This is a genomic window from Erwinia tasmaniensis Et1/99 (assembly GCF_000026185.1).
Classification (GTDB): Bacteria; Pseudomonadota; Gammaproteobacteria; order Enterobacterales; family Enterobacteriaceae; genus Erwinia; species Erwinia tasmaniensis.
Map to the genome: position 1 here is coordinate 3,187,415 of NC_010694.1, position 25,155 is coordinate 3,212,569.

Below are 25,155 nucleotides of genomic sequence, written 5' to 3' on the forward strand. Positions count from 1 at the left end.
CACCAAATCCGTCATCAGTATGTCGGAAGATCTCTAAAAGTGAATGGCAGCATTATGTGGGATGGCTACACAGATATCTAAACTCCTTAGTCACCAGGGATACGATAGGTGTTTTTCGGAAAAATATACGTTCATCACAATAATATCTCCCATTAAAATTGAGACAGCTAGCTAACTTAAAAATTTGGATCAGACAGCGGTGCAGCCTGCAGCGCGTAACTTATTTTGTATCTTGCTGAGCAATAGCGAAATGCGCCTTTCAGTGCGTTTTACAGTATCAGGTGGAAGACTATATGGTAATTTATAAATTTTGTCTTTTTCATCGGACAGGCATACGACCAGCGTGTATAGACACTGTGGGGATTTAGTTTTACTATATAACGACACACGTGAAATAGTTAGTTTATTACAGTTTCCCATTGTAGCGCCCCTGATATAAGCCTACAGAACGCATAGAAATTTAACTTCCTGGACTCTCGATCTAATTTCATATACCCGCATGGTTTATACGACTAATGTCAAATGGATAATGGGGCATATTACACCTGTTAGAGATATAAACTTCCTCAATGACATTCCTAAGTTGAAATGTCGTTGAGACCCCTAATTTAGTCATTGCATTTCGTTTGTGTTGACTAACGGTTTTACTGGATATTTTGTATTTGCTGGCTATTTCTAAATTGCTCCTCCCCTCCATCAACCCTGTGATTATCAGTATTTCACTGGCTGTAAGATCCGATGCGTGATGAGCAATACCCTTATCACCATACAGCGAAGAAGGAGAGGAGCTGCAAATAACCTGGTGCATAAATCGTATGATAATATTGATATCGATGACTTTTGGTATCTGCCAACAGACTTTTTCTTTATCACAGGTGTTCAGTTTTATGAGAAATTTAGTTGGCTTTGAGGACCAGACCAAACACGTTGATGACGGGCAGTTGTTACTCATAAAACGAGTAAAATCATGCCAGTTTTTATAGTTTTCATCCTGACCAAATGCTTCCATCATAAAAATATCTGCCGGTCCGTTTAATACAACGGAATGCATCATTTCAGCGAGACTGGTTACGACACCAGTAACAACCACCGCGTCGCTTATATAATCATTGAGCAAATGGTACATGCTATCTCGGTACAATTCCACCGGTTCCATTAAAAGAAGAGTTTTCTTTTTTTTTGTTTTATTTTCAGAAAAAGAAACCTGGGGGTGGCAACATAAAGAACTCAATACAGACGAACGGCGCTCTATCATTTTAATTCCTTTTTTACTTGTATAAAACTCAGCACCCAAGGGGAGCACCCACTTATTAAGACCACCCGCATAGAGTCTATTCCACTTGAAATAAGTATTATAAAAAAAACTCTGTTTTTCTCACATTAAATACACACTACATCAATCACGTAGTTAGACTATCAATTTTCATCCTATTAGAGATGAAGAATAAATAATTTTCGCGCCAGTAGAATTGCAACGTTCCAAACTCACATACCATTCAGATCTAATGCAATTAATAAATGAGCTAACATCCAAAGTGAAATAAATAAATTCCACTCTCATGTCATATTGCTGATATTCATTTTCATTAACGATTTACTTTAGCTAAGTAGTCATACCATTACTAATAACTCCAACAAGTTTAATAGTAACAACCTTTTTTTCATTTCGTGCGAACGCTCCGAGAAAATTCAATTTTCATATATTATAAATCCAAGAGCCTTGCACTCGCCTCAGTGAATATCGGAAAGGGTAATGATCAAAAAAACAAGAAAAAATGCCCGTCAATATCGATAATTACCCAAAATTTCATCTATTTTCCTTTTAAGGATTGATTGCAGCGTGCCTCGCACCAGGTGCTGCTTTCGAGACCGTTTGACATTATTCATAGATGAACGTCACACCAATAACTGACTGAACATTTCCAGCCACTACTTGTCCCGTTGTGCGGGCATATGAGGCGGTCAGCCCCAGACTCACCGGACTGGTTCCCACAGTGCCTAAGGACACGTTTTTATTGCTTGAAATAATGCCGTTGCGGTTAGATAGCTGAACACCTATCCCCTGTGCAGGGTTAGAAGAAGAGGTGTTAGAGAATACGCTATTGGCAGTATCCTCAGTAGATCCGGTCAAATAATAGGCTAACTTCAGGTCCTGCCCACAATGTACAGTTAACGGTATAGCTGTACTTCCTGGATAATCAGGAAGTGTTACTGTGACGTTCCGTGATGACACATCGCAACCGCCAGTAGGAACAACCACTGAGTTCTGAGCATATACATTCCAGACATACGAATTGGATTCGTTATAGTTGTTAGTCTGGTGCATATTTAATATAGCCACTAGAGTTCCGGCCTTAATAGCAACTCCGTCTGCTGCAGATCCGATTGCAGTCAGATAGAGTTTAGTGGGCCAGGGTGTCTCGGTCTTCGACTTATAGGTTAATATTTTGGTTTCAGAGGTTGTTGGAAATGGGTACGTGGAATCAGAGTAGATGATGCTTCCTTTAAAGTTCTTCAGTGCTCCGCCATAAGCGGAGCCTTGTAGTAACGAAACGTAATCCGTGTGTGTAGAAGGGTAATCATTGCGACATGCGATTTGGGTTGCCAGATCTACGACGAGGTTTTGTCCAATCCCTACAGAAGGCGTTAAATTTACGTACACGTTTGCACTCCCTCCACCAATCGGTATCTCTACACCTCCAGCGGTTCTGCAAGCGAACGCATTCGCCCCTGATGAAAAAAGCGATAGCGAACAGAATGCTAATAGCGCTAAAGCATTCTTTCTTCTGAGCATGTTTTTTATGTTGCTTGAGAGTTTCATTAAGAGAGCCCTTAAATTTTAGGCATAGGTATAGGTGACGTTAATCACCGCCTGGATGCTGCCCTGCTTAGCATTGCCATTGACCGACAGCGCGCGGACCTGTAGTGGCAGACTCGCCGATTGTGATGAGTCGTCAACCTGTACGGCTTTTTTCTTGCCGTTGTTCAGGTTATTTCCATCCGTATCCTGCAGCTCCAGCTGAAGATTGGTAGCCCCGCCCTGATTTTTGTAATAGCCCGTACTGTCCGTCGTCCCCGTGAACGTTGCCGTCACCCTGGACGTGCCTGTCGGGCAGTTGGTCAGATTCAGAGTGACCGGATACCAGGCAGATCCTGAACCCGCCTGCACGTAATTGAACGTAAAAAGGTCACCCAGGTTAACCGCCGCTGATGGCGTTGATACCGTACAGGGTTTGGCTACCACGCGGCCGTTCACCGTAATGGTCACATCGGCAGCATGAGCGCCCGGCATTGTGGTAAAAATCAGCATCCCTGCCAGCAGGACGCACTTTATCTTGGTCATCTTCAGACTTCCTTACTGAAACTCTAAGGTGAAGTTCGCCGTCGCATTAACGATACCCGCCGTTACCGGGGAGCGCGTTGCCATCAGGCGTGCGTAAAAGCCCAGCGTGTTCGCCTGGCCGGCTGTCAGCGTGGTCCAGTTAAGCGTGTCCTGGGCTGAATTCAGCGAGACAGGATCCTTATCTTTGTCCAGAATCTGAATCCCCATGCCGCTTGCAGCATTACTGACCGCATCAAGTTTCAGCAGGGTAGCGTTGTCACCGTCTGATATTCCCGTGTAGCCCACTCTTACCGCCGTCGCTGAACTCCCGCACTTATCAAAGACAATGGTGAAGGGTACTGCGGGAGTGACGGCGCCCGGACGATAAAGCTGTCTGCCCGCATTGCTCATCAGATCCACGGTAAAGTTCTGCGAATCCACCGCCACTGAGCAGGCGTTATCTTTTAAATATCCTGTAATGGTGATGGTACTGTCCGCCGCATGGGTATTCCCGGCGAAAACAGACAGTAAACACAGGATTGAAACGTATCTAGTCATGGATGTATGTCCCCTGCATCATTACCGGCATACGGCTGAGGAATAGCTCAGCGCCCTGTTCTGGCTGTCGGCGGGCAGGCTGTATGTTGCCGTACAGCTTTCATTTGCGCTCTCGCCCCACTTAACCTTGATTTTTCCTGCGGGTGACAGTCCTGTCAGATAAACCTGCCCGCCATCTGCAACAATGCTTCCCGACTGCCCGGCCTCGTAGGATACGATGGAGCCAAAGGGAACGGGTTTCCCGTCCCGGGTCAGCGTCATCAGGACTTTCATCCCGACACGCGCCTTAAACTCCGCGCGCACCACGGCGCCGCGTGTCGGCACCACGCTCACTACCGCTTCTTCCAGCTCGACATTATTGGCCAGAGAGTCGGTATTAAGAGCGACACGGTTTTCGCGATAATCCATGGCATAAGGCAGTACCGCGTAACCCCGCCAGTCGGTGCGCACGCCGGTCTGATTCTCAACGCCAACGTGTCCCGCTCCCGGCGCTTTTATCAACACCGAGGTGTCGTTGAGAGGCTGACTGAAGGTCACGCCATTTTCATGCGCCAGCACGCCGCCGCTGACACCGTAATACAACTGGCGGTAGTCGCCGCTGTGGCTGTAGCCGATGTTGCTGTTACCGTAGGTGCCACGATAGTTAAGCCCCGCATTGCCGGTTCCCCCCGATGTCCCCGACCCGCCGCTGGCGTACCCCGTTTGCACGCTGTAACTGAGGTTGTTATCTTCAAGCAGGGTACCGTAAAGCCCGGCAGTACCCGCCGTACGTCCTCTGAAGTCGGTTGATGTGTTGTAGCTTGCACTGGCGTTTTTAAATGCCGAACGGGTATCCGAACGCATCCAGTGGCTGAACGGTATATTAATATTGAACGCCAGCAGCTGGTCCTTATCATCACTCCAGGCATTTTTGGACAGGCTGTAGCTCAGGCCCCAGCTGATATCCGTTATCGTGCTGTTATAGCCAATCTGCAGCTGCTCGTCCGCACGCCCGGTGTTCCAGTAGCTCTGGTGGCTGCCGGTGAGATAGATGGTCGATGACCGTCCGACCTGTTGCGTCACCGTAGCCTGAAGACGGCCACGTTTGCTGTAGTTGAGATTGTAGTAATCCGTGAATTTCGGCTTTACGTTGACGATGCCATCTTCACTGACCACCGTGTAGCCGCTCATACGGTGCCAGGCGGTATCCGCCAGGGTGTAGAAACCCTGCGTTGAATAACGGTATCCAACCAGCTGGAGATTGGTTCCCGTGTCGTTAAGCGACTTGCTGTAAAGAAAGCGCAGGGACTGCCCCTGGTGCCGGGTGTCATCGGGCAGGGTGGCGTTTGCCTGAGTGATATCCGCGGAAACGGCCCCCAGATAACCCAGGTTTTTCCCCAGGCCGACGTTAAACGAACGGTAATCGCTGGACGCACGCGTGCCCCCGTAAACCGTCCAGCCGTCGGGCAGCCCCCAAAGCGACGTTCCCTGGAAAAACGTGGGTTTGTCCTGCATACCGTTGCCACTGCGATACTGTCCCGCAGTAGCCGCAAACTTGACCTGCCCTTCTCGCTGTAACATCGGAACGGATGAGAACGGCACGGTAAACACCTGAACAGATCCATCCGCCTCTTTAACCGTTACCTGCAGATCGCCGCTGTTTCCCGCCGCATAAAGATCGCCGATGGTAAATGCGCCCGGCGGGACGGTAGTCTGGTAGATTTCATAGCCGTTTTGTTTGATCGAAACGCGCGCCGTACCGCGCGCAATACCATGGATCACAGGAGCGAATCCACGCTGACTGTCGGGAAGCATATTGTCATCAGAGGCCACCTGAATGCCGCGGAAATTGATACCCTCAAAGATATCGCCCGCGGTATAGCTGTCACCCACGGTCAGGCGGCTGCGCCAGGCCGTAATGTCACGCTCAAGCCAGGTATTGACGTGCTGCCAGCGATTCTCGTTCGATGCCGCCCCGCTGCTGTAACTCCAGGTAGAGTTATCACGCAGCCGCCATGCACCAACGTTAAGCCCGCTTTGCAGGTTAAGGTACGAGTAGTTACGCGTTCCTCCATTCTGACTGCGCACTTCGCTGCCGGTATAGTTGTAGTTGAGCAGGCCGGCGGTAATACCGTTATCCCAGAGCTCCGGAGCAATGTAGCCACGAGCCTGATTGCCCATAAACGCCTGTGGGACGCTGATATTGAGCCGCTGGCGGCCAACGTCAAAGCTGCTTGAGGAATCAGCAATCAACCGGGTAAAGGGGACACACGCGGTACTCTTCATCACCGCAATGTCCGGCAGGGTCAGGGTATTCACCCCGAGTGTCGCCAGCTGCGAACGGGTCAGGCAGGGTTCCAGCCGTTTGCCGTCAGTGGAGTATTCAAAGGTGACGTCCCGGGTAGACATGTAGCCATCGTTCATATAGATGTCTACGCGATAGGTCCCGGGGGGGGCCTCCAGCCCTTTCTCAAAACCGGACAGGTCGGCAACGGACTCAGGATCGTCAGACAGGAACCGGGGGTTGAAGTAGTTGTCTGCACGCGCAGAGAATGTCGATGCCACCAGTAGCATCGCTAGCGGCGTAAGCATCGTTCTTTTCAGGGTCTTCCCCCGGGTGTCGAGTGTTGTCATTTTATCGCTGCCTGCTCCGTAATCCAGGTATGACATGGTCCCTCCCGCACTCTAATACGTGATGCCGGCCTTCTATTTACCTGCATGGTCCAAAACTGATTATCCCGTAACGGAATACTTGAAAATGATTACTGCATGGTTCCTTTTATCGCCGTCGTCAGCGCGCCGTAATCATTTATTGTTCGATAGGTTATTGCGCTACCCGCGTCGGCCGGCAGCGTGACGCTGACCGAACCCATTGGAGGAACCATGGTATTCGGCAGTATTCGCGTCCCCGCATTAAGTTCGGTGACCGTCAGGAAGTAGGGGGTCGGATTGCGCAGTTCCAGTGCATTCTTGCTGCGTCTGAACGTCAGCTTTGACGGCGCCTGATCGGGGGCCATACTGAGGTTGCCCGGACGGTAGAACATTTTTATCCGGCTGGTTATCGCCAGCTGCAGCGTATTGTCTTTTTGATGCGCTTTATCCAGTGACGGGATGGCTTTGACGTTGACCCAAAACAGGCTTTCTTTATCCTGAGGCAACGCCTTGTTCGTGGCGTCAATTATCCGCAGCGTGTTCTCTTTCTTCCCCTGCATGACAAACAACGGAGGCGTCATAACAAAGCGGCTCTCTTTTTGGCCGTCATCATTCTCAACCCAGGACTGGATGAGAAAAGTATCTTTATCGTTGTTGTTGCTGACGCCTAAGGTGACCTGTTTCTGATCGGCCGGATACACTACGCGCGTTGCTCCCAGCGCTACGCCAGCCTCAGCACGGCCGGCACCTGCAACAGCTGTAGACAGTGCCAGCAGTGCCATCATGGCTTTTACGGTCATTTTCATCTTTGTCACGTAAACCTCTTAAAACGCATAATCACCCTGCCGCAGACCGCATAAACGCCTGTCTCTGGCGGAACTTACCCGCAGAGAGATGGGTAGACAGTGTTATTGATATGTCAGTGAGAACCAGGCTTGAGCATCAGCCTTACCACCGTTAACCGCATGGCCAGTGGCACGATACCTGGCAACAAACTGGAGTTCGCGCGCCCCATTAACCAGTGGTTTCCAGGCCTGGGGGACAGAGTTGACGGGTATCATTTTCCCGGTGTCGTCAAACAGAGCGATACCAACGCCTGTCGCAGTACCTTCACCTTCGCCTACGGAGAGCACGTCAGGATTTTTTCCATCGGCCACCCCGTGGAATACGATACCCACGCGCTCGCTGACGTTTGTATTGCAATCCTGAAGATGCAGCGTGAAGGGAACCGGGTCGGCATCGTCGCCGACGGCTTTGAAACGGTTACTGCTGACCTGCCCCATATGGACAATCAGCTGCCTGTCACCAATATCAACCGTACAGGCTTCGGCTATCAGTTCGCCCTGAAAACGCATCTGCCCGCCTGGCAGAGTGACATTCCATTTATTGCCGGCCATTGACAGAGGTGCCAATAGCATCAGGAAAAGTCCCAGTCTGATTTTTAGCATCGCCTTCTCCCTTTTCGACTGCTGAAAAGCGGGCCATCCTGGCCCGGGAATTCATCCTTGCAGACCAGAATTACTCGTACTGAACTTTAAAGTTGGCGTTGGCGTTGGCCGTACCCGCGGTGGCAACACCCGTTGCAATGTAACGCGCCTGGAATGGCAGGGTATTCGTACCATCGCTCAGAGTAGCGGCGGTGCTGAAGGTTGCTCCGTCAAACGCCAGTGCTTTACCTGCGCTGTCAAGCACCTGAACGCCGACGTTAGTCGCGCCACCTGCAGAGGAGCTTTCCAGGGCCAGAGCGGTCGTATTGTCTCCACCAGCGGTCACGCCAGAGAAGGCGATCGCAGCTTTGGTCGCTACAGATGTGTCACAGTCGTTTAACTGGATATTGAAACCGACGGCAGAACTGGTTTTGCCCGCTTCGCTCAGAGTGGCGGTCTTTACCTGACCCAGTTGTACGGTCTGGTCGACGGAGCCGGCGTCAACGGCGCAGGCAGCATTAACGACTTCACCTTTAAAATGAACGGTACCGCCATTAACGGTAGTGGTTGCTGCGTGTGCCATACCAGCAGTCAGCAGCGAAGCAGCGATCAGGCTATTGATGAAACGAATTTTACTCATAGGTCCAAACTCCATGTCTTGGAAAAGAGCCACAGGGGCCGTCGAAAGCTGACTCATTTATTGACTCAAATAACGCTTAGCAATCCCGAGAAAATACGATTCGGTATCAATTCCACATTATTCATAAGTAGTCAAAATGAACCAAATTGACGCATTTAGTGAATAAATTTGTATTTGTTTTTTTTATGTAAAGAGGGCGGTGTTTTATTTCATAAAACACCTAATTAGTGGAGTTTAATCCTGCACTTAGCTTATGCATTAGAATTTTTTTCAGCGCATGAGAATAATTTCGTATGGCCAACTAAAATTGCAGTAAGCTGACAATTCCCCATACTATTGAAATTATTGATTTTTATTGAAGGTGGATTCTTACATGCACTATTATTTGACCTAAGTGCGAATTTAAAGCACAATATTTACAGTTTGGTTCATTTTGACCCGTTATTTATACATCCCCCTGCCAAACGCCTATAAACCTCGCTGAATTACTCGACGTGTATAAAACTGTATGCTGTATGTTTCTGTGGCCCAAATAATCTTGAATTAACCGTGTATCGGCTCCCCTGTCAGCCAAAGCGAATCCGCAGGCATGGCGTAACATGTGAGGACTCAAATCGACAGGAATATGAGCTGCCGCGCCATACGACCGTATCAGCTTGTATATCTGCTGGCGTGACATAGCCCCCCCTTTTTGCGACAGAAAAATCCACGAAGTATCGGAGCCACGCCATAAGAGGCGCTCCTTAAGCCATTTTTTCAAGAGTAGTAATTCTGATTTTAGTAAGGGATGCGTTGTTTTCAGACCACCTTTCAATCTGTTAACATGTATTATTCCGTCTTCGAGACTGATGTCTGAAATTCTCAAGTGACATAGCTCGCTTACACGAAAACCGTGGATAAAGCACATCTTAATCATACACTCATCACGCACTGGGTAGGTGCCCTCTCGAGAGGCCTGAAGCAGGCGTTGAATTTCATCATGAGTAAGATATTTTCGTTTATTCACGTGATAACTCTTCCTAGTGTTAAGTTATTAAAAATTAATATTTTATTTTTCGAGACTTGATAGTATTGTCATCTAAGTTATTTCTCAAGCCCCGTTATCAGATGTAGCAATATTCCCAGTTTAATATTATTTAAGTATTTCTGCAAAACACGCCCTTTGCTTCCAGAGACTTTCTGAAAAAAATGATCGTTTCCTCTGATGAGGATGTTGTATTTGTGTAAGAAAATTGCTGAAAATTGCGCGGTTGGTTATTGAGTAGAGGATAAATTCGCGGGGTGACCGTAGCTTATGCTGGCATCGAAGATACCTTTTCGACCCTTTTTTTCCCTTGAGAACCCGTATATCAGCAGGCAGAATTTATTCTACAGCTATTCATTCAGAACAGCGGTCCGGATCTGTCACAAACAGTGCTCATCTTTCTGTTCCACTGCACCTGCTATTTTTGGCAATTATTCTGGCTATTACTTCATTAGGTGTGACCACACAAATGCCGTTGAAACTAACTCACCGCACCGGTACATTTCACCGTGCTCTAAATTGATTTACTAAATTTCCCTCCTGAAAAGAGGTAATATGCGCACCTCCGCACAGCACAGGTCCTCTGATATAAAGAGAAAATTTTATTTCAGAAATGAAATGCAAATTGGCCCATTTAGTTGTCGTTCAAAATTAACAGTCACGCAGGCACAGGTAGTCATGGACGCAGGCCTTCTACGATGACGAAATGGGTAAAGCTACTGCGTGATGAGCGGCAGAAAGAACAAGTTAACCGGGGAAAAATGGCATTGAAACAAAAAATGAGCAACCTGTGTGAGCAGCTTATTTCGAACGCTTCCGTGTATCACAACTCGGCGATCCTGTCGCGATTGCTGGAACGACCGGAATTGGAAGGCAATGTCAAAGGGATTGATGCTCAGATCCGGATATCGCCGTTGGCAGCATTATACCTTCCAAAACCACGGTGGAATTACGCTGATTGCCAGGCTGAAAATGGGATAAATGAGATTTCAGCGATCCCAGCGGATAACCTCTGAATGTAATTTTTTGTACCGCGCTTGCACTTAAATGCTGCGTTCAGTATGTTCCAACAGCGCAGCGAATCTGAGGCTATATGAACTTGACCTGCGTCAGGGCAGATAAATACCGGTCCTGTAAGGGACATTAAATTCTATAATTCAGGGAAAAGATTTATGACCTATTTGCAAGCTTTGTTTCAGACGCCAGGCACCCGCAGCTTTATTCCGCTAGTCATAATACGAGTCGCCCTCGGGGTGTTCTTCTTCGCCTCGGGCTTTAACAAAGTTTTTATGCCAGAAAGCCAGGCCATGATGCTGGAAACCATTACCGAAGCAGGCATCCCGTTCCCGGCATTTATGGCGTTTTTTGTCGCCGGCTGCGAAACGCTGTTCGGGCTGTTGATGGCGGCGGGATTCCTGACACGCGTGAGCGCGCTGGTGCTGATGATAATCAGTCTGGTGGCATTGTTTACCGTCGGACTACACCATATACCGGCGAATCTCAATTTGCTTACTTGGTACAGTTGGCTGTTTTACCTGCCCGAATCTGCCTATATCGTCATTTGCCTGCTGCTGGTTGTGCAGGGAGGCGGCCCGCTGAGCGTTGACCGCCCTGTCGCTAAACGTCTTGCATTACGGGGACATTCTCTGCGCCATAAGTGAAACGCCCCGCTTTTCTGGGACGTTTAATGTTTAGGAAAATCCATTGCATCTTTTTCAGCGACGTTAGCATGAACGGACATTATACCTTCCAAAGCTGCAATAAACTTATTGAGCCGTTGCCGGGCTAAAACCGGGATAACGCACAATCGGGGTTTCCAGCGTAGTATCCCAAAATCATCAAAGTCGGTAGAAGCATCGGTAATCATGTCACAATCGCTGAAAACAGCGTTTGCAGCTTGGTTTGGTTTACTCTCCCCACCTTTGACAGATACATCTGGAAGCAACTGTGGCTTAACGCCACATATGTAACATGAGTAATTTAAATGTATTTTCACACCCGAATCATAATCAGGGTGAGATACAACAAATCACCATCAACTACTCCCTTGTTCGATTCTGAGTCCGGTACCACTATTTAGAAGAACCAGCCTACGGGCTGGCTCTTCGCTTTTGGGGTTTCGGTAGATTTCTGCTCCCCCTATTGATCTCCTCCCACTATCGGTGACGAGATAAATCAGCAATCCGGGCCTGTTTGCAGGCTTCGGACAAATTCTGCCGGGGTCTGGTTATTTAACGAATAATGCGGTCAGTACTGGTTATATTACTGCCGCCAGTGCTCGATTTTCTCCCAAGCATCTTCCAGTGACAGGAACCAGTGCACGTTCAGATATTCATCACGCAGGCTGACGTTACATGACTCAACCAGGGCGTTATATGTGGGCTTTCCGAAGCGTGAGAAGTCCATCTCCACCCCGTTTTCATATGCCCAGCGCTCCAGCGTTTTCGAGATAAATTCGCTGCCATTGTCCGTCTGTAGACGTCGTGGTGCACGCTGCTGTGTCTGCCTGATCCGCTCCATCACGGCGACCACATCGTCACCGCGAAGTCCCTGGCCTACCTCAATCGCCACGCATTCACGACTAAAATTATCGACGACAGTCAGGACACGGATCCGGCACCAGTTGAACTGATTATCAGCGACGGAATCCATGCTCCGGCACTGTTCCACAACGGTTACGGGCGGGCGGATACGCCTGTCCCTGCACGTCACGCGCCGCAGTGAGCGCTTGACTCAGCCTTAGCCTTTCCAGACGATAAATCGATGTGTTTTCTTGTGGTTAACCAGTCAAGCCTTCGTGCCGCAGCAGGATATGAAGCTGCTACACACTGTAACGAATTCGGGTTTCTGCCATCCCCCGTATCCCTAATGCCTACGGAATGAATACCCGCCAGGTGCTGTGCGGTCACCTTGGCGTATCGTAAAGCACGATGGCTAACCGCTGGGTGCGCGATAACTTCCCCATGACAGGCTAATTGCCTGTCATCTGGATACCAGCATCGTTTCAGCGTTAACATTACAATTTATGGAAATCACCAACGGGGATTTCTCATCGGTAGACTAGGTTAATTACGATCCGCAATTCATCCCGGCAGAAACTGTCGCACCGCTGCTGGTAGAATTTGAACAATCTATCTATTTGGTCGATGAGAAAAACGGCGAGACTAATGACGGGCGCTGGCTGATTAAGATCGACGGCTTTAAGAGCATCCGCCAGGTTTATCGCCTGCCGGAGGCAAATTGCGCGTTGAAGACGACCCCGCCTCTTTTGAATGTCATGCCACGGATATTGTGGTACTTGGTAAGGTGGCCGGAAAAACCGAACTCACAGAGTGAAATAAGCCCTGATGCCGCTGGACAGCACGTTGCATCCGACGTTGTTGTTGGTGGTGATCGGCGCGTCACCCGCATCCAGGCTGCACACCACAATGAACTTTTGCGCCCAAATTTGAGGAATCCACCAGCAGGACGATTTTTTGTGCGGTGCCACGTGGCACATCGCCTGACTGATGGCGCATTCACTCTGGCTGCGAGGGCGAATAAACGAGGGAATAGGTTAGAAACCGATAGCCCGGAGGGTATGGCCTTTACAGCGGGGCAACCACAACGGTCATTATGCCGTTTACCGTTCCCGCGGTGATATCACCTGTTCCAACCGCTGGGAGCACATGGTATGCCGTGCTGGTCGATATTACAGGCTTAGATAACACTACCGGGCCTTTGCTAAAATCCAGAACGGTTAAGAAATCTAATACGCAAAAACGGATAAATGCTTTATCCGTTGCCATACACTGGGTCTTGGTGGGCGTGGCTCCGCCGGGAGTAAAAGTCAAACTGTAACGCGTGGCACCTGGACATGACACGGTGATATTTAATTCGGCCCAGTAATCCATAAGAATACTGCCGGGATCTTTACCGGCAAAGGCCAGTGCCGGGATATTGGGCAGCGTTACCACTTCGGGCTGTGATATTGTGCAGGATGAGGTGATATCGGAATACAGCGTAACCGCCGCCGAGCCGGCAGCGGCATGCGGCACCGCCGATAGCTGTGCCGCCACCACTAACATGGTGCCAAGATAAGCCGGGTATTTCATTGATTTTTTCTCTAAATTAGTCGGGCCAGCGGCAGCCGCTGGCAGCAACGATCTGCAATGCGTTGTTCGCGGTATATTCAGCGCGGTTCAAAGGTCAGCAGTATTTGCGCCTGGGACTTTCCGCCGGTGCTTTTCTTTCCCTTAGTTGCGAGAAAGGTAATATTTTTTGTTTCCGCAATAGGTCTCCATATCGGCCCATATTTCTCACCCATACTGAGTTTTTTCCCATCCAGGTAGGCGCAATAGTTCAGCGAACCAAGATTGTCGCTGGCACAACCGTCCGTAGACGTTGAAGAAGAGGTTATGGTTAAATATGCCGCTCTGTTATGGTTACACTTCAGCACCGCCCCCAACATCCCGCCAAGATCGTCGACAATCTCTCCTTCAGTTATCTTTTGCAGCCTGCTCGCCGAGATCTTGCCCAAATAAAGCGAGTCGGCAATATCAATGGTGCAGGACTTACGTTCCCCTACGGTGAAATCTACAATTCCCCGTACCTGCGCCCCTTGGTACATTTTGACGGTCAGATTGGTTGTAAACCTGAAGGGTTTGTCAGTATTGTTGACGAGCTGCATGGTGCCTGATGAAGTGATATCCGCGACATAGCGCATAAATGGCCAGACTTTCATATCGCAATCATTCCAAGGTTTCACAACCCAGGGTATTTGACCAGATTCTTTATGAATCAATACCTTCTGCATGCAGGTCACATGATTTTCACTGCCGACTCTTTGAAAGTCACTTTCAAAATCCAGGCTCATTCCCATCATAATGCCAGCCGGTAACACCAATGCCTTGTCAAGTACTATTTCTTCAATGATCCCTGTGGGAGCCCGTTCGCCCAGCTTAATATCCCATGCAGCGCCGAAAAAGGATCCAGGGATCCCCTGATCATCTGCTTCCCCTGGCTTTAAGGTATAGGTCAAATTCATACTACCAAACTGCGCATTTAATTCTGCCCAAGCGCAGTTGGCGATCCCGCCCCCTAGTAGGGCAGCAGCCAGAAAGTACTGACTTTTGCACGCCAAAAAACGGCGGTAGGTTAAACACGGTGCGGACGCCACTTCTGGGCGTGCAGCGCTGGACATAGTGGTGGACATCACTTCTCCTGAAATAGGCAGGTCTGCTAATCACCAAATATCTTATTGATAACGGCGGCGGCGGCTGGAAATAAAAATAGGGGGATGCGCCAGCGCAGCCCCTGAGCATAATTACTGAGGTGCAATAATTATGGTCAGTCCTCCCTCAATATCCCCTGCCGTCACCCCGTTATTTTTTCCAACCTGGGGCATCACGGTAAACGTTTTTGTCCCATCGGCGACGGCTTTGGTTAACGTGGCAGAGCCATTTTTGAAATCAATCGCCTTACTGTCCTCACTGAGGCAAAAACGCATAAAGTCGGCGCTCGTTTTTATACAGGCGGTTGACGTTGTCAATAATGGGGTCAGGGTAAGCGTGTAATTCTGCTTGCCGTAACATGTCGGCGTTAACTTGAAGACTTTGGAATTCCCAATGGGATCGCCATCCTTTTTACCGACAAAATCTGATGCAGGAATAGCGTCCAGCACTACCGCTGCTGTCGACGTTGAGATCGTGCAGGATGCGGTAACATTCGCCTTCATGGCGACCTGAACGGTATTAGAATCCAGGGCATATACCGTACTCGCCACGCCCATCATCACCAACAGCGGGGCGCAAAGATAAATCGGGTATTTCATTATATGTACTTTCCTTAGTGGTTGATTGTAGAGACAGGTACTGCGTTCAGCTGACGGCAAACGGCCTGCATTTGTGCCAGCGGAGCCTGCTGTTTATCCTGTGGAATCCGGTAGCTGAGCGTGCATTGCTGATGCGCACCGCCCCCCCACCGGACTGTTAATTCGCCTTCTTCTGCCAGACCGGCCAGGTAAACCTGCCCCTCGTCACTGACGATACCGCTGCTGTCGCCGCTGCTGACCTGTGCGCCAAACGGCACGGGCTTACCGTCGAAGGTGAGCGTAAACAGGGCGCGTACGCCGCTACGCGTTTTAAAATCTGCCCGTACCAGCGCTCCGCGGGTCGGCACAACCTGCATCACCGCACCCTCCAACTCCGTACGGTCATCCAGCGTGCTGACATCCAGCGCCACGCGGTTTTCTCGATAGCCGGATGCCCACGGACGTATCGCGTAGCCGCGCCCGTCGGTCTGCAAACCATTGCCGTTTTCCAGCTTCACGCCCGCTGCGCCGGGAGCCGCAACCAGGATATTGGTGTCGCCCAGCGGCTGACTGACCGTCAGTCCATCACGGTGCAGTACCACACTGCCGGCGGCATCGTAGTTAAGCTGGCGATAGTTGCTGCTGCTGCTGTATCCCATGCCTACATCGGCCAGTGCACCGCGGTAGCTCATCCTGGCGCTGCTGCTGGTGTCGCCGCGTGAACGCCCCTGCATCAGGTTCCAGTTCAGATTGCCTGCATCCAGCAGGGTCCCACTCAGTCCGGCCTGCTGTGATATTGCACCATCGCTATTACGGCTTTCATTAAAGGTGGCGTAAATTGACGGGGTTCCTGCCGGCATCCACTGCGACAGCGGCAAAGACACAAAGAAAGAAACCGAACTGTCCGCACGATCCATCCCGGCATTGCGGTTTTGGCTGAGCGACAGGGTGTAGCTCAGCGAGCCGAGGGTGCTGCTAAATCCAGCCTGCACTGAACGCGTTACGCCAGAACGGTTCCAGAAGCTCTGCTGGCTGCCGGACAAATAGAGCGATCCGAACGAGCCAATCTGCTGGGAAATACTGGCCTGTAAACGTTGCCTTTTACTGTCATACAGGCTGTAGAAATCCGTCTCCCGTGGTGGTAATGGCTGGCCCTGCGTGTCCAGCCGCTCGTCGTTATAGTGCCAGCCGCTCATTCTTTTCAGGGTCGTTTCACTCAGTGTGTAGAAACCTCGCGTCGAGTAGCGATAGCCGGTCAGCTGGAAAGTCGTGCCGAGCGCGTTAAGCGAGCGCGCGTACAGGAAGCGCAAAGATTGCCCGCGGTGCTGGCTGCCATCACTCAGCGTGCTGTCAGCATGGGTTATATCCGCAGAAAGTGCGCCAAGCACGCCCATGTTGACCCCCGCCCCTAACACCGCAGCACGGTAGCTGTCGGCATACTGCACGCCGCCGTAGGCAGTCAGTCCCCAGGGAAGCCCGTGAACGAGGGTTCCCTGCATCACCCGCGGCTGGCTATAGCCTTGGCCGCTGCTGCGATAGCTGCCAAGGGTCAGATCGTAGCGGGTACGGCCTTGACGAACCAACACCGGAACCGAGGAGTAAGGCACGCTAAAACTGCGGGCGCTGCCGTCCACTTCGGTCACCGTGACCAGCAGGTCGCCACTGGCGTACATGGGGAAAAGATCGCTAATAACAAACTCACCCGCGCCGACCGTGGCCTGGTACACCTCATAGCCATTTTGCTTAATGCTGATGCGCGCGTTAGATCCGGCAGTACCGCGTATCACCGGGGCATAACCGCGCAGACTTTCCGGCAGCATCGAATCATCGCTCGCCAGGCGTGCGCCCCTGAAGGCAAAAGAGTCAAATACATCGCCACTGCTGGTGTCGTCGCCCAGCGTCAGCTCGCTGCGCCACGGGATAATGGCACGGCTCAATATCGTCGTACCGTGCTGCCAACGCTGTTCATTACGGTTACGGCTGCGGTATTCGCTCCAGTTACGGCGGTCACGCAGTCGCCACGGCCCCAGATTGATGCCACCGTTCAAATTCAAAAAATGACTGCGGCTATTGCCATAATGCCCACGGCTGTCGGTTCCATTGAGGCTGTAGCTGAGCATGGCGGCAGAGACTCCCTCATCCCAACGCTCGGTCGGGATGTCGCCGCGTGCGCTATTGTGTAACGCAATCTGCGGAATACTGACCTCCAGACGCATTTTGCGGAAATCAAACGCCGTCCACGCCTGTGGAATAAAGGTGCCGGGTGACAGGCAGCTGTCTTCACCCTGTAAGGCGGGTAAGGGGTATCGCTGTAAATTGACGCCAAACGCGATCATATCGCGGCCTGTCAGGCAGGCCGTCAGGCCGGTACTATCGCGGACGGTCTTTCCCTCAGTTATCTCTGCAACGTCTTTTTTATCACCCTCGCGCTGGGCTGCGACAAAGCGCAGCCTCTGGCTGGTAACAGGATTGCCATTTAGCCAGATCTCCACCTCATAGGAGCCCGGAAGCTGCATTCCCTGTTTTTCAAAAAGGGAGAGATCCGCTATCGATGCCTCATCGTCGGCGACCAGCCCCGGCGGGAAATACAGCTCGGCGCGTACGGAAACCATCAACATCAGCAACATGGTTGCGCCCAAAATGACGCCAGGGATTTGCAGTTGAAACATGATCACTTCCCGCCCTCACTCAACGCTGATGAGACGAGTGAATAGAGACTTCACGGGGTGGAGTAGTGGCACCATAATCATTAATCGAGCTGTAACTGACTCGGTCACCCTGGCCCGTCACGTCGAGAAAAGCATCTGATAGCGGAGAGACCATGATGGGCTCAAGCTCCTGTTTGCCCACGTTGATATCGGTAAGCGTGAGATAATAGGGTGTGGGATTGGTGATCTTCAATTTGCCCTCTGTACGACTAAAGCGTAATCGTTGCGGCGCATCATCCGCAGAAGGGCTGAGTCCGGCAGGACGCACGAACATTTTGATACGCGTGATCGCCGCCAGCACCAGCGCGTTCTGGTTTTCCATCGCCTCCTTGTCAACCGAAGGAACACCTTTCACATTGAGGTAATACAGGCTTTCCCGATCGACGGGCAGCGATTGACCGCTGAAAATCAGCCGTAGAAGGTTTTCATCATTTGGCGCGCTGGTATAAAGCGGTGGGGTGATAATAAAGTCGCGGGTTTTATGTCCATCTGAATTTTCTACCCAGGACTGCACCAAAAAGGTCGATTTATCGGCCGTGTTACGCACTGACACCGTGAGCTGTTTAGCCTCCTGCGGATAGATAACGCGGGTAGCATTGAGCGTGATCCCTCCGGCGATGACGGCGGAGGGCAGCAGACAAAGTGAGGCAAGCAGCAAAAGCCGACGGTAATTAAAGCGTGAAGCTAACATGAGTAAAACCTCGAAAAAAGTCACCATCGACAGGATGGTGACCACACGAACAGGTTATTGATAATTTACGGTGAAGCTCACATTGGCATTCGCAGCACCCGGAGTGACTTCCGTTGCCTGACCCATCGCAATGTACTGCGCCTGGAATTTCAGGTCACTGTTACCCGAGTTGAGTGACTTGGCCGCAGTCGCCTTTTCGCCATCGACCTGTACCGCATTACCATCCTGCAAAATCTGGATACCAATGCCTTTTGCTACCGTGCTGTTAGCTTGGGAGCCAACCGGAGCCAGCGCCATAGAATGGCCTGCCAGGGTGTTACCGCTGAAGGTCACCGAGGCTTTAGAATAAGTATCTATAGCGCAGCCAATAAGTTTGATTGAGAAATCAACCGGGCTGGAGACTTTGTTTTTATCGTTAATCTCTGCGGTACGCAGCTGGCCTAGCGCTATCGACTGAGATGCTGAATCGTTATCAATCGCGCACGGCGTATTAACCACTGAACCCTGCATCTGCAAAGTTCCACCTTGAACAGAAACCGTTGGCTTTGTTTCCGTTTCATTTTCAGCTGCGGACGCTGGGTTAGAGATAATGGCAACGGCAGCCAGCGTGAAAACAGCAGAAAAACGTTTTTTAATTATGCACATTTTAATTCCCAACTTCCTTTATGGGTTGAATGATTTCATTGATACTTAAACCAGGAAAAACCGATTTCGATCATAAAAAAACGAATGTTTTACTTCACACTTCAACTTCACGCTCAGATATTAAAAGCATTCTCTGTTAACATCTTGCGCTATAAATGGGCGTAACAATACACCCAATTCATTTATGTAAAATGATATAGGGGGAAAACTTTATCACCTGCTTTATAATAGGCAAATGTGGACAGACATAGCCATACATGTAGAAAAAGGATATCTCTACACGCTATAAAGAAACCAGATCATAATGTAAAAAAACGGATGGTTTAAAAAAATCCAATACAGCCTATTCGTGTAAGAACAGTCTGCATAACAAACTCCCTCAGTCAGGTAACATTACATATATAAGTGATGATACTATGGTCGCGCTCACGAAAATTCATCCTTAAAATCTTAAAATCCCATCCATTTCGATTAGGATAGTACTTACCTTAATTAAGGTTGTAAAATTGTTGTTACCGCTCTATCTTCGTCAATTGATAGCCAACGCCTATCTATATAGTAAAAATGATCGTCGCATCCTTTTGATTCTGGAATGGTCCTAATTCCACTTATCTAGCTTAGCGGAAAACTTATGAATGTATCCTATATATACATCACCATTTAAAAATAAATAAATGTCTGATTTAAATATATTTTTTAGAAAATCAATTCGTATTGTTGCTTAAAAAAACCGGACATTCTCGTACTTAAGCATCTGAATCCGACTCCGGTATTATCTTAAGAATATCGCGTTACCTAAAGTTAAGGTTAATTATGACATCTGTGATCACAGTTGAAATTTCTCCTCTCCTATCCTCACTATGAAAACAATCACCAACGTGATTATAAAATATATTCATAAAGAAATGACATATTGACAACTTGATGCAATTAAATTATTTTTCTTTGCTAACAAAATTATTCAGACTGAATCAGAGCAGTCACTGGGCTCATTAGCGCCCACCAGTGCATTTCAGCTTAAACAATTTTTTCTCTGATAACATAAAAAGATACGACAACCCGTATACCACAACTTTACCAAAACAGTGATTTCTACGTTATTTATAATATGCGAATGCTATCTGAAATGAAGGGGCACTATTGAGCAACAAAGAGAGGTAAAGACCTTATATCTAAAAGGGTATCTTCATACTGGGCTGCTGGTCATCTTCTGCAAATTAAGAGATTAAATACTTCTCGTATAACATGCACTGAAATTCTATTTCATTTTCAGACCACATTTATTGTGTGGATAACAATAACGCTATGCTCATTTTTCATAAGAGCGGAAAACCAAGCCGACAGGTCTCATTCTGTACCCGGACGAAATAGGGTTAAGCAACATGAGAAACTGAACAAGATGTCATATTATTGTCACGCGAAAAATGACAGTTTTATTACAGGCAATGTAATGTCTTTCTCGAAAAATCAACACGGAAATCAACATGGAAATCAGCATGAACATGATTAAGGCCCAGTCTTCAAGCGCTGAGCCAAAAGGGAATATTCTTATTAGCGAGAATAATTATCTTATTTTAGCACTACAGTCTCTTTGCCCAAGCTTAATCCCCATCAATCCATCCAACCCAGATCCTTATCTTTTTTCCCTTCTAAAACATACGGAAAGCATCAAGGTGTTCGTTGACAGCAACATTTGCTCTGCGGGACACCTTGCACTGCTTGAAGATATCGTTGAAAAAGCTGACAACGCTGAAATCGCCTGGCTACAAACGGACAGAGTCCCCCCACCTCCCCTTAAAAATATCTATAAAATCATAGAGATGAAACAAGACATAGATGCATTCAAGAAGGTCATTCACAGCAGAAAGATAAAAGACAAGCACAGCACCGACACCAGCTATACGTTAACCCGCTCAGAAGTCAAACTACTCCCTTTTTTTCTTAAAAAGAGCCGCAGCGAGCAGCTACCGGAACAGTTCAGGTACAAAGACAAAAATTTTCTAAGCCATCGCGCTAACATCGTTAACAAAACCGGCTTGGGTAGTTTTGCTTTTTTGCAAACCCTCTACACGAGAAACGGCGAGGCTTTCTTAAGAATGTACTTAGCAGATTGATGGGGCTACGTCTTATCATGACCGGGCGTGGTGAATTCATATCCAAAGAGACATAACATGTACCGGATGATCGTGATGATGAATGTCCCATCTACAGCGTATTAAACCATTGATCACAGCTTCTGCCAGAACCTTCAAAAGGAGAAACATGAATGATCGATGAGCAACAAACTGACTGGAATCGTATGGTGCCAGAACTGACCGTCAGCGATCTTACGGCATCTCTGCATTTTTATACTGACGTTCTTGGCTTTACCGTCATCATCCGACGGCATCAGCCTGACTTCGCCTATATTGCACTGGGTGAAGCCCAGCTGATGCTGGAGGCATATCATGATGAAGGCTGGAACACCGCAGAGCTGATCAGGCCATTCGGGCGCGGCGTTAATTTTCAGATAGAGATTGATGACGTCAATCCTGTTCTCGCCAGTCTGCACGATCGTCGCATTCCTCTGTATCGCCAGCTGCGGGACAATTTTTACCACATTGGTTCGACAGAAGTCTGCCAGAGGGAGTTTTTAGTGCAGGACCCGGACGGATACCTGCTGCGCTTCAGTCAGTATATTGAATCCCCGCCCTCCTCGTCATAGCCTTTGTCTCACGTGACCAGGCAGATCCTGCTGGTCACAACCTTAAGAAGAAGCCAAATGCCTTACGGACACAACTTATTGCTTCTTTTCATCAGAAACAATCAATGAGTCGATAAATTGTTTTTGTTTTTCATTGAGATCGAGCCTTTTTAACTTCTTAACCAGCTTATTTGCATCCTGTTGTGCTGGCTGTTGTAGCTTCTTTTCATCACGATTTGAGACACAAACTAAGGAGATAATGATTAGCGCCCAGACTAATAAACAAAAGATGAAGAGAGCTATCCATGTCGTTCTTGTACTGATTTTCATTTTCCATCCCCAAAAAAATAGGCTTCATTAAGACAAATCTCAAGCCGCAATGGTTCAAAATGGAACTCACAACAGTCATAAACATTATTTCAAAGGGGTTACAAAGCCTGAATTAAGATAAAAAATCCGCATAACGCACAATTATAAGAACAAAAAACCAACAATCATCTTCAGTGATTTCGTTTCTTCTTCGTGTTCAGGTATCTGGTACAACGGAAAAAAAACATGGGTCAGTAAGAGGAGCGCCCGTTTTCTTTACGGGGGCAAGGCGGGAAAAGCGATGGATGCGCTCAGAGATAGGCGAACGCTTCTTAAAGGCTGTCGACCTCCGTGCCGATCAGCGTCCAGGCGTTCTGACGGTCAGCGATCAGGCGCTGATGATAGTCTGAAAGGTGAGCAGGGGTTAGCGCCTGCACGGCGACCTCATCGGGATGAGGCCGTGGTTGCTGTGCGGCCAGCCAGCGCCGGAGGCTTTCCTGCTGAAAATCGGCCGGTTCCCGCTGCTGCTGATCCAGCAATAGCGCGGCCTTCTCGCGCAACGTATCAACGCTGATGGCGGCCAGCGCCTCGCTGATCCCGACTAAAAAACTATCGATGTACGCCGAAAGATCGGCAGTGCTCACATGCGGAGATTGCAGTGCAAACAAGACGCCTGAACGCCCTGCGGCCTGATAAAAACGACAGCTGACCACATAACCAATATTCTGCTCGACGCGCAGCTGCTGAAAAAATGCCGGCTGGTAGATCAGCGCCAGCAGCTGCCAGGCAGCCATGCATTGTGCGCTGTTTTCCACCAGCGGGCAGAAGCGTAGCAGGACCGCATCGCGGCTGGCGGTCGCCACCTGATACTCAGGCTGCGGCACGGGTGGCTGCGGCTGCGCCCAGTGCGGCGGATTAACCCTGCCGGGAAAAGAAGTGAGCAGATGAGACAAAGATCGGCAGAGCGCCTCATCACCGCCATCCAGTACCGCCTGCCACGCCAGGCGCGGCAGCGGCTGTTCTGCTGGCTGATAATGCGATGCGCGCAACAGCACGGGTAAGGCGTTGAGCAGCGCACGCACCGCGATATCCTCACGCTGTGCCTGCTGCTGCCGCCGGTATTCACGCTCTCCCTGCGCGATCGTCGCCGGGGTTATCCCGCACAGCTGCTGGTTTAGCGATGCCAGCATGCGTATCATCAACGCCGGACTGCCGCACAGCTGGATAACCCAAAGACCTTCCTGACAGCTGACGCGAAGATCACCGCCCTGATGGACGCAATCGGCAGCCAGCGCCCGCAGGCTCGACTGCATAATCACGCCCCACGGGGGCGGAAGATCGTCGAGCGGACTCAACAGCAGTGCAGCCCTGTTCTTATCCGCCCGCTGATGGTTTAACGCCACCCGTGCTTCGGGCAACGAGATCCGCATACTGCGTTGATTACTTTGAAAAAAGACACGTTCTTCAGCTGGAAGATGCGCCTTTACCGGCGCACGCGTCTGCGCCGCACAGTTAAGGCTGAACCCCTGTACGCGGCACCGTGGCACCGACTTTTGCGCACCGATCCACAGCCGGGCTAAACGCGCCGCCGACAGCTGCGCCAGCAGCCCGAATCCGCCGCCTTTCTGCATCGGCGGTGGAGCAAAACCGAAGGCGCGTTCGCGTAGCCGGTCCATCGACGGCAGTGCGGCAAACTGGCGGCGGGCGAGCCGCACATAGTGCTGGCGCGGCTCCGCCGCCAGCGTCGTCAGCCGTTGCAGCCAGCCATGCACCCACCCTTCCACCTCTGCCGCCTGACTCTCATCAACCAGCACAATGTCGAAACTGACCAGCGTCTGCAAGGCACTTTGATACGGCAACAGCAGCCGCGCGCCGTCGCACAGATTGCGCGCGCGCAGCGTCGCCATCAGCCCCCCCGCCGCCTCGTCCAGCCATAGCTGGCGCAGCAACGTCAGTTCGCCGCCGCGCGGCCGATCCAACAGGAATGAAAGACGCAGACGCGGCGCGCCCGCCAGTTGCAGGTCGATATCGCGCTGCGGTGAGTAATGCAGTAACGGCAGCGCGGGCGGTCGCGGGCCGACTGCCGCAAACGCGCTGCCGTACTGCCGGGCCATCTGCCAGAGCGCTTCGGGCGACTGCGGCCCCTGCAACCACAGCGTGATATTCGCCGCGTGATAATAGCGCTGATGAAACTGACGTAACGCCAGGCGCAGCGCCGGCCCGTCATCACCAAAACTCGCGGCGTTACCGATGTGAAAACGCTGCCAGGGGTGCGCGGTAAAAGCGCGACTCTGCGCGGCATCACACAGCGTATCCTGATGCCCGGCCAGCAGACGGCATTCGGCATCAATAGTGGCGACCTCTTGGCGGATCGCCTTCTCTGCCAGCAGCGGAGCCAGCAGCATATCGCTCAGACGCGCCAGCGAGGACGCCAGCAGCGGCGGGGGGCATTCGCAGAAAAAGGCCGTGCTGCTGCCGTGAGTGGTGGCATTCAGCCGCCCCCCCTGTGCCGGCAGCCATGCCATCAGCCGGTCGTCATCCTGATAATCGCGACTGCCGGCAAACAGCAGATGTTCCAGCAGATGGGCCAGCCCAGGCCAGTTATCGGGTTCATGATGGCTACCGACATCAACCTGAAGCAGCGCCGAAGCGTGCACCGCCTGCGCATCGCTAATCAGCGCAACGCGCAAACCGTTTTCGAGTCGTCGACGCAGCGGCTCCATCCG

The 25,155-nt window shown here is 50.2% G+C and carries 23 protein-coding genes and 2 pseudogenes; 5 read left to right on the plus strand and 20 right to left on the minus strand.

Translation table 11 applies throughout. From position 1 onward, the window contains the following. Nucleotides 1–487: 487 nt before the first annotated feature. The 9 genes from ETA_RS15510 to ETA_RS15550 all read right to left on the minus strand — a co-directional run bounded on the left by ETA_RS15510 (nucleotide 488) and on the right by ETA_RS15550 (nucleotide 9,584). Entirely contained in the window at nucleotides 488–1,255 is a 768-nt protein-coding gene (locus tag ETA_RS15510) for a helix-turn-helix domain-containing protein (RefSeq protein ID WP_042959125.1), read from the minus strand. 624 nt (nucleotides 1,256–1,879) lie between these two features. Then, the gene (locus ETA_RS19415) at nucleotides 1,880–2,794 is read right to left on the minus strand and encodes a fimbrial protein (protein WP_012442565.1); all 915 of its coding nucleotides are present in this window, start codon (nucleotides 2,792–2,794) and stop codon (nucleotides 1,880–1,882) included. A gap of 45 nt (nucleotides 2,795–2,839) precedes the next feature. After that, entirely contained in the window at nucleotides 2,840–3,343 is a 504-nt protein-coding gene (gene fimG / locus ETA_RS15520) for a type 1 fimbrial minor subunit FimG (RefSeq protein WP_012442566.1), read from the minus strand. Between the two features lie 12 nt (nucleotides 3,344–3,355). Continuing rightward, nucleotides 3,356–3,880, minus strand: a complete 525-nt coding sequence (gene fimF, locus ETA_RS15525; protein ID WP_012442567.1) for a type 1 fimbrial adaptor subunit FimF — start codon at nucleotides 3,878–3,880, stop codon at nucleotides 3,356–3,358. 21 nt (nucleotides 3,881–3,901) lie between these two features. Then, nucleotides 3,902–6,529 carry a fimbrial biogenesis usher protein gene (locus ETA_RS15530; protein ID WP_012442568.1) on the minus strand — a complete coding sequence of 876 codons (2,628 nt, stop codon included), beginning with the start codon at nucleotides 6,527–6,529 and terminating at the stop codon, nucleotides 3,902–3,904. Nucleotides 6,530–6,621: 92 nt separating this feature from the next. Continuing rightward, nucleotides 6,622–7,296, minus strand: a complete 675-nt coding sequence (locus ETA_RS15535) for a fimbria/pilus periplasmic chaperone (protein WP_231853340.1) — start codon at nucleotides 7,294–7,296, stop codon at nucleotides 6,622–6,624. Nucleotides 7,297–7,419: 123 nt separating this feature from the next. Next, entirely contained in the window at nucleotides 7,420–7,959 is a 540-nt protein-coding gene (fimI, locus tag ETA_RS15540) for a type 1 fimbrial minor subunit FimI (RefSeq protein WP_012442570.1), read from the minus strand. A gap of 70 nt (nucleotides 7,960–8,029) precedes the next feature. After that, nucleotides 8,030–8,578, minus strand: coding sequence for a type 1 fimbrial major subunit FimA (gene fimA / locus ETA_RS15545; RefSeq protein ID WP_042959128.1), 549 nt, complete (start codon nucleotides 8,576–8,578; stop codon nucleotides 8,030–8,032). Nucleotides 8,579–9,023: 445 nt separating this feature from the next. Then, nucleotides 9,024–9,584 carry a tyrosine-type DNA invertase gene (locus tag ETA_RS15550; protein ID WP_012442572.1) on the minus strand — a complete coding sequence of 187 codons (561 nt, stop codon included), beginning with the start codon at nucleotides 9,582–9,584 and terminating at the stop codon, nucleotides 9,024–9,026. 716 nt (nucleotides 9,585–10,300) lie between these two features. On the opposite strand from ETA_RS15550, the gene ETA_RS15555 reads away from it, so the two are divergent. Together ETA_RS15555 and ETA_RS15560 are read left to right on the plus strand one after the other, a co-directional pair. After that, nucleotides 10,301–10,618, plus strand: a complete 318-nt coding sequence (locus ETA_RS15555; RefSeq protein WP_083772851.1) for a Tn3 family transposase — start codon at nucleotides 10,301–10,303, stop codon at nucleotides 10,616–10,618. A 156-nt stretch (nucleotides 10,619–10,774) separates the two neighbouring features. Continuing rightward, complete coding sequence (locus ETA_RS15560; protein WP_012442573.1) at nucleotides 10,775–11,263, plus strand: DoxX family protein; 489 nt, start codon at nucleotides 10,775–10,777, stop codon at nucleotides 11,261–11,263. A 23-nt stretch (nucleotides 11,264–11,286) separates the two neighbouring features. Here the strand turns inward: ETA_RS15560 and ETA_RS20060 are convergent, their stop codons facing one another. Together ETA_RS20060 and ETA_RS20475 are read right to left on the minus strand one after the other, a co-directional pair. Beyond that, complete coding sequence (locus ETA_RS20060) at nucleotides 11,287–11,598, minus strand: hypothetical protein (protein WP_157861816.1); 312 nt, start codon at nucleotides 11,596–11,598, stop codon at nucleotides 11,287–11,289. A gap of 179 nt (nucleotides 11,599–11,777) precedes the next feature. Then, nucleotides 11,778–12,465 (minus strand): annotated as a pseudogene (locus tag ETA_RS20475) (IS3 family transposase); the annotation flags it as partial. On the opposite strand from ETA_RS20475, the pseudogene ETA_RS20725 reads away from it, so the two are divergent. Further along, nucleotides 12,440–12,938 (plus strand): annotated as a pseudogene (locus ETA_RS20725) (helix-turn-helix domain-containing protein). The pseudogenes ETA_RS20475 and ETA_RS20725 sit on opposite strands and share 26 nt — an antisense overlap. Here ETA_RS20725 and ETA_RS20065 read toward each other — a convergent pair. From ETA_RS20065 to ETA_RS15600, 7 genes are all read right to left on the minus strand, one after another. Next, nucleotides 12,928–13,092 carry a hypothetical protein gene (locus ETA_RS20065; RefSeq protein ID WP_157861817.1) on the minus strand — a complete coding sequence of 55 codons (165 nt, stop codon included), beginning with the start codon at nucleotides 13,090–13,092 and terminating at the stop codon, nucleotides 12,928–12,930. The pseudogene ETA_RS20725 and the gene ETA_RS20065 sit on opposite strands and share 11 nt — an antisense overlap. A gap of 97 nt (nucleotides 13,093–13,189) precedes the next feature. Then, nucleotides 13,190–13,696 carry a hypothetical protein gene (locus ETA_RS15575; RefSeq protein ID WP_042959132.1) on the minus strand — a complete coding sequence of 169 codons (507 nt, stop codon included), beginning with the start codon at nucleotides 13,694–13,696 and terminating at the stop codon, nucleotides 13,190–13,192. Between the two features lie 77 nt (nucleotides 13,697–13,773). Beyond that, nucleotides 13,774–14,796, minus strand: a complete 1,023-nt coding sequence (locus tag ETA_RS15580) for a hypothetical protein (RefSeq protein ID WP_042959133.1) — start codon at nucleotides 14,794–14,796, stop codon at nucleotides 13,774–13,776. A 111-nt stretch (nucleotides 14,797–14,907) separates the two neighbouring features. Beyond that, a complete protein-coding gene (locus ETA_RS15585) occupies nucleotides 14,908–15,414 on the minus strand; it encodes a hypothetical protein (RefSeq protein ID WP_012442579.1) in 507 nt (168 codons plus the stop codon). 14 nt (nucleotides 15,415–15,428) lie between these two features. Continuing rightward, a complete protein-coding gene (locus ETA_RS15590) occupies nucleotides 15,429–18,062 on the minus strand; it encodes a fimbria/pilus outer membrane usher protein (RefSeq protein WP_012442580.1) in 2,634 nt (877 codons plus the stop codon). A 19-nt stretch (nucleotides 18,063–18,081) separates the two neighbouring features. Continuing rightward, a complete protein-coding gene (locus ETA_RS15595; protein WP_042959135.1) occupies nucleotides 18,082–18,792 on the minus strand; it encodes a fimbria/pilus periplasmic chaperone in 711 nt (236 codons plus the stop codon). Nucleotides 18,793–18,846: 54 nt separating this feature from the next. Continuing rightward, the gene (locus tag ETA_RS15600; protein ID WP_012442582.1) at nucleotides 18,847–19,437 is read right to left on the minus strand and encodes a fimbrial protein; all 591 of its coding nucleotides are present in this window, start codon (nucleotides 19,435–19,437) and stop codon (nucleotides 18,847–18,849) included. Nucleotides 19,438–20,921: 1,484 nt separating this feature from the next. On the opposite strand from ETA_RS15600, the gene ETA_RS15605 reads away from it, so the two are divergent. Then, nucleotides 20,922–21,551, plus strand: coding sequence for a hypothetical protein (locus ETA_RS15605; protein WP_012442583.1), 630 nt, complete (start codon nucleotides 20,922–20,924; stop codon nucleotides 21,549–21,551). 152 nt (nucleotides 21,552–21,703) lie between these two features. Continuing rightward, the gene (locus tag ETA_RS15610; RefSeq protein ID WP_042959137.1) at nucleotides 21,704–22,141 is read left to right on the plus strand and encodes a bleomycin resistance protein; all 438 of its coding nucleotides are present in this window, start codon (nucleotides 21,704–21,706) and stop codon (nucleotides 22,139–22,141) included. A 75-nt stretch (nucleotides 22,142–22,216) separates the two neighbouring features. On the opposite strand, the gene ETA_RS15615 is transcribed toward ETA_RS15610, so the two are convergent. Beyond that, complete coding sequence (locus tag ETA_RS15615) at nucleotides 22,217–22,450, minus strand: hypothetical protein (protein ID WP_012442585.1); 234 nt, start codon at nucleotides 22,448–22,450, stop codon at nucleotides 22,217–22,219. A gap of 311 nt (nucleotides 22,451–22,761) precedes the next feature. Then, nucleotides 22,762–25,152 carry a pyrroloquinoline quinone biosynthesis protein PqqF gene (gene pqqF / locus ETA_RS15620; RefSeq protein WP_012442586.1) on the minus strand — a complete coding sequence of 797 codons (2,391 nt, stop codon included), beginning with the start codon at nucleotides 25,150–25,152 and terminating at the stop codon, nucleotides 22,762–22,764. Nucleotides 25,153–25,155 lie beyond the last annotated feature (3 nt).

Excerpts from the sequence above, each read along its gene's own strand:
- ETA_RS15510 (WP_042959125.1), bottom strand. The coding sequence starts at position 1,255 with ATGATAGAGCGCCGTTCGTCTGTATTGAGTTCTTTATGTTGCCACCCC.
- ETA_RS19415 (WP_012442565.1), bottom strand. The coding sequence starts at position 2,794 with ATGCTCAGAAGAAAGAATGCTTTAGCGCTATTAGCATTCTGTTCGCTA.
- fimG (WP_012442566.1), bottom strand. The coding sequence starts at position 3,343 with ATGACCAAGATAAAGTGCGTCCTGCTGGCAGGGATGCTGATTTTTACC.
- fimF (WP_012442567.1), bottom strand. The coding sequence starts at position 3,880 with ATGACTAGATACGTTTCAATCCTGTGTTTACTGTCTGTTTTCGCCGGG.
- ETA_RS15530 (WP_012442568.1), bottom strand. The coding sequence starts at position 6,529 with ATGTCATACCTGGATTACGGAGCAGGCAGCGATAAAATGACAACACTC.
- ETA_RS15535 (WP_231853340.1), bottom strand. The coding sequence starts at position 7,296 with ATGATGGCACTGCTGGCACTGTCTACAGCTGTTGCAGGTGCCGGCCGT.
- fimI (WP_012442570.1), bottom strand. The coding sequence starts at position 7,959 with ATGCTAAAAATCAGACTGGGACTTTTCCTGATGCTATTGGCACCTCTG.
- fimA (WP_042959128.1), bottom strand. The coding sequence starts at position 8,578 with ATGAGTAAAATTCGTTTCATCAATAGCCTGATCGCTGCTTCGCTGCTG.
- ETA_RS15555 (WP_083772851.1), top strand. The coding sequence starts at position 10,301 with ATGACGAAATGGGTAAAGCTACTGCGTGATGAGCGGCAGAAAGAACAA.
- ETA_RS15560 (WP_012442573.1), top strand. The coding sequence starts at position 10,775 with ATGACCTATTTGCAAGCTTTGTTTCAGACGCCAGGCACCCGCAGCTTT.
- ETA_RS15575 (WP_042959132.1), bottom strand. The coding sequence starts at position 13,696 with ATGAAATACCCGGCTTATCTTGGCACCATGTTAGTGGTGGCGGCACAG.
- ETA_RS15580 (WP_042959133.1), bottom strand. The coding sequence starts at position 14,796 with ATGTCCACCACTATGTCCAGCGCTGCACGCCCAGAAGTGGCGTCCGCA.
- ETA_RS15585 (WP_012442579.1), bottom strand. The coding sequence starts at position 15,414 with ATGAAATACCCGATTTATCTTTGCGCCCCGCTGTTGGTGATGATGGGC.
- ETA_RS15590 (WP_012442580.1), bottom strand. The coding sequence starts at position 18,062 with ATGTTTCAACTGCAAATCCCTGGCGTCATTTTGGGCGCAACCATGTTG.
- ETA_RS15595 (WP_042959135.1), bottom strand. The coding sequence starts at position 18,792 with ATGTTAGCTTCACGCTTTAATTACCGTCGGCTTTTGCTGCTTGCCTCA.
- ETA_RS15600 (WP_012442582.1), bottom strand. The coding sequence starts at position 19,437 with ATGTGCATAATTAAAAAACGTTTTTCTGCTGTTTTCACGCTGGCTGCC.
- ETA_RS15605 (WP_012442583.1), top strand. The coding sequence starts at position 20,922 with ATGGAAATCAGCATGAACATGATTAAGGCCCAGTCTTCAAGCGCTGAG.
- ETA_RS15610 (WP_042959137.1), top strand. The coding sequence starts at position 21,704 with ATGATCGATGAGCAACAAACTGACTGGAATCGTATGGTGCCAGAACTG.
- ETA_RS15615 (WP_012442585.1), bottom strand. The coding sequence starts at position 22,450 with ATGAAAATCAGTACAAGAACGACATGGATAGCTCTCTTCATCTTTTGT.
- pqqF (WP_012442586.1), bottom strand. The coding sequence starts at position 25,152 with ATGGAGCCGCTGCGTCGACGACTCGAAAACGGTTTGCGCGTTGCGCTG.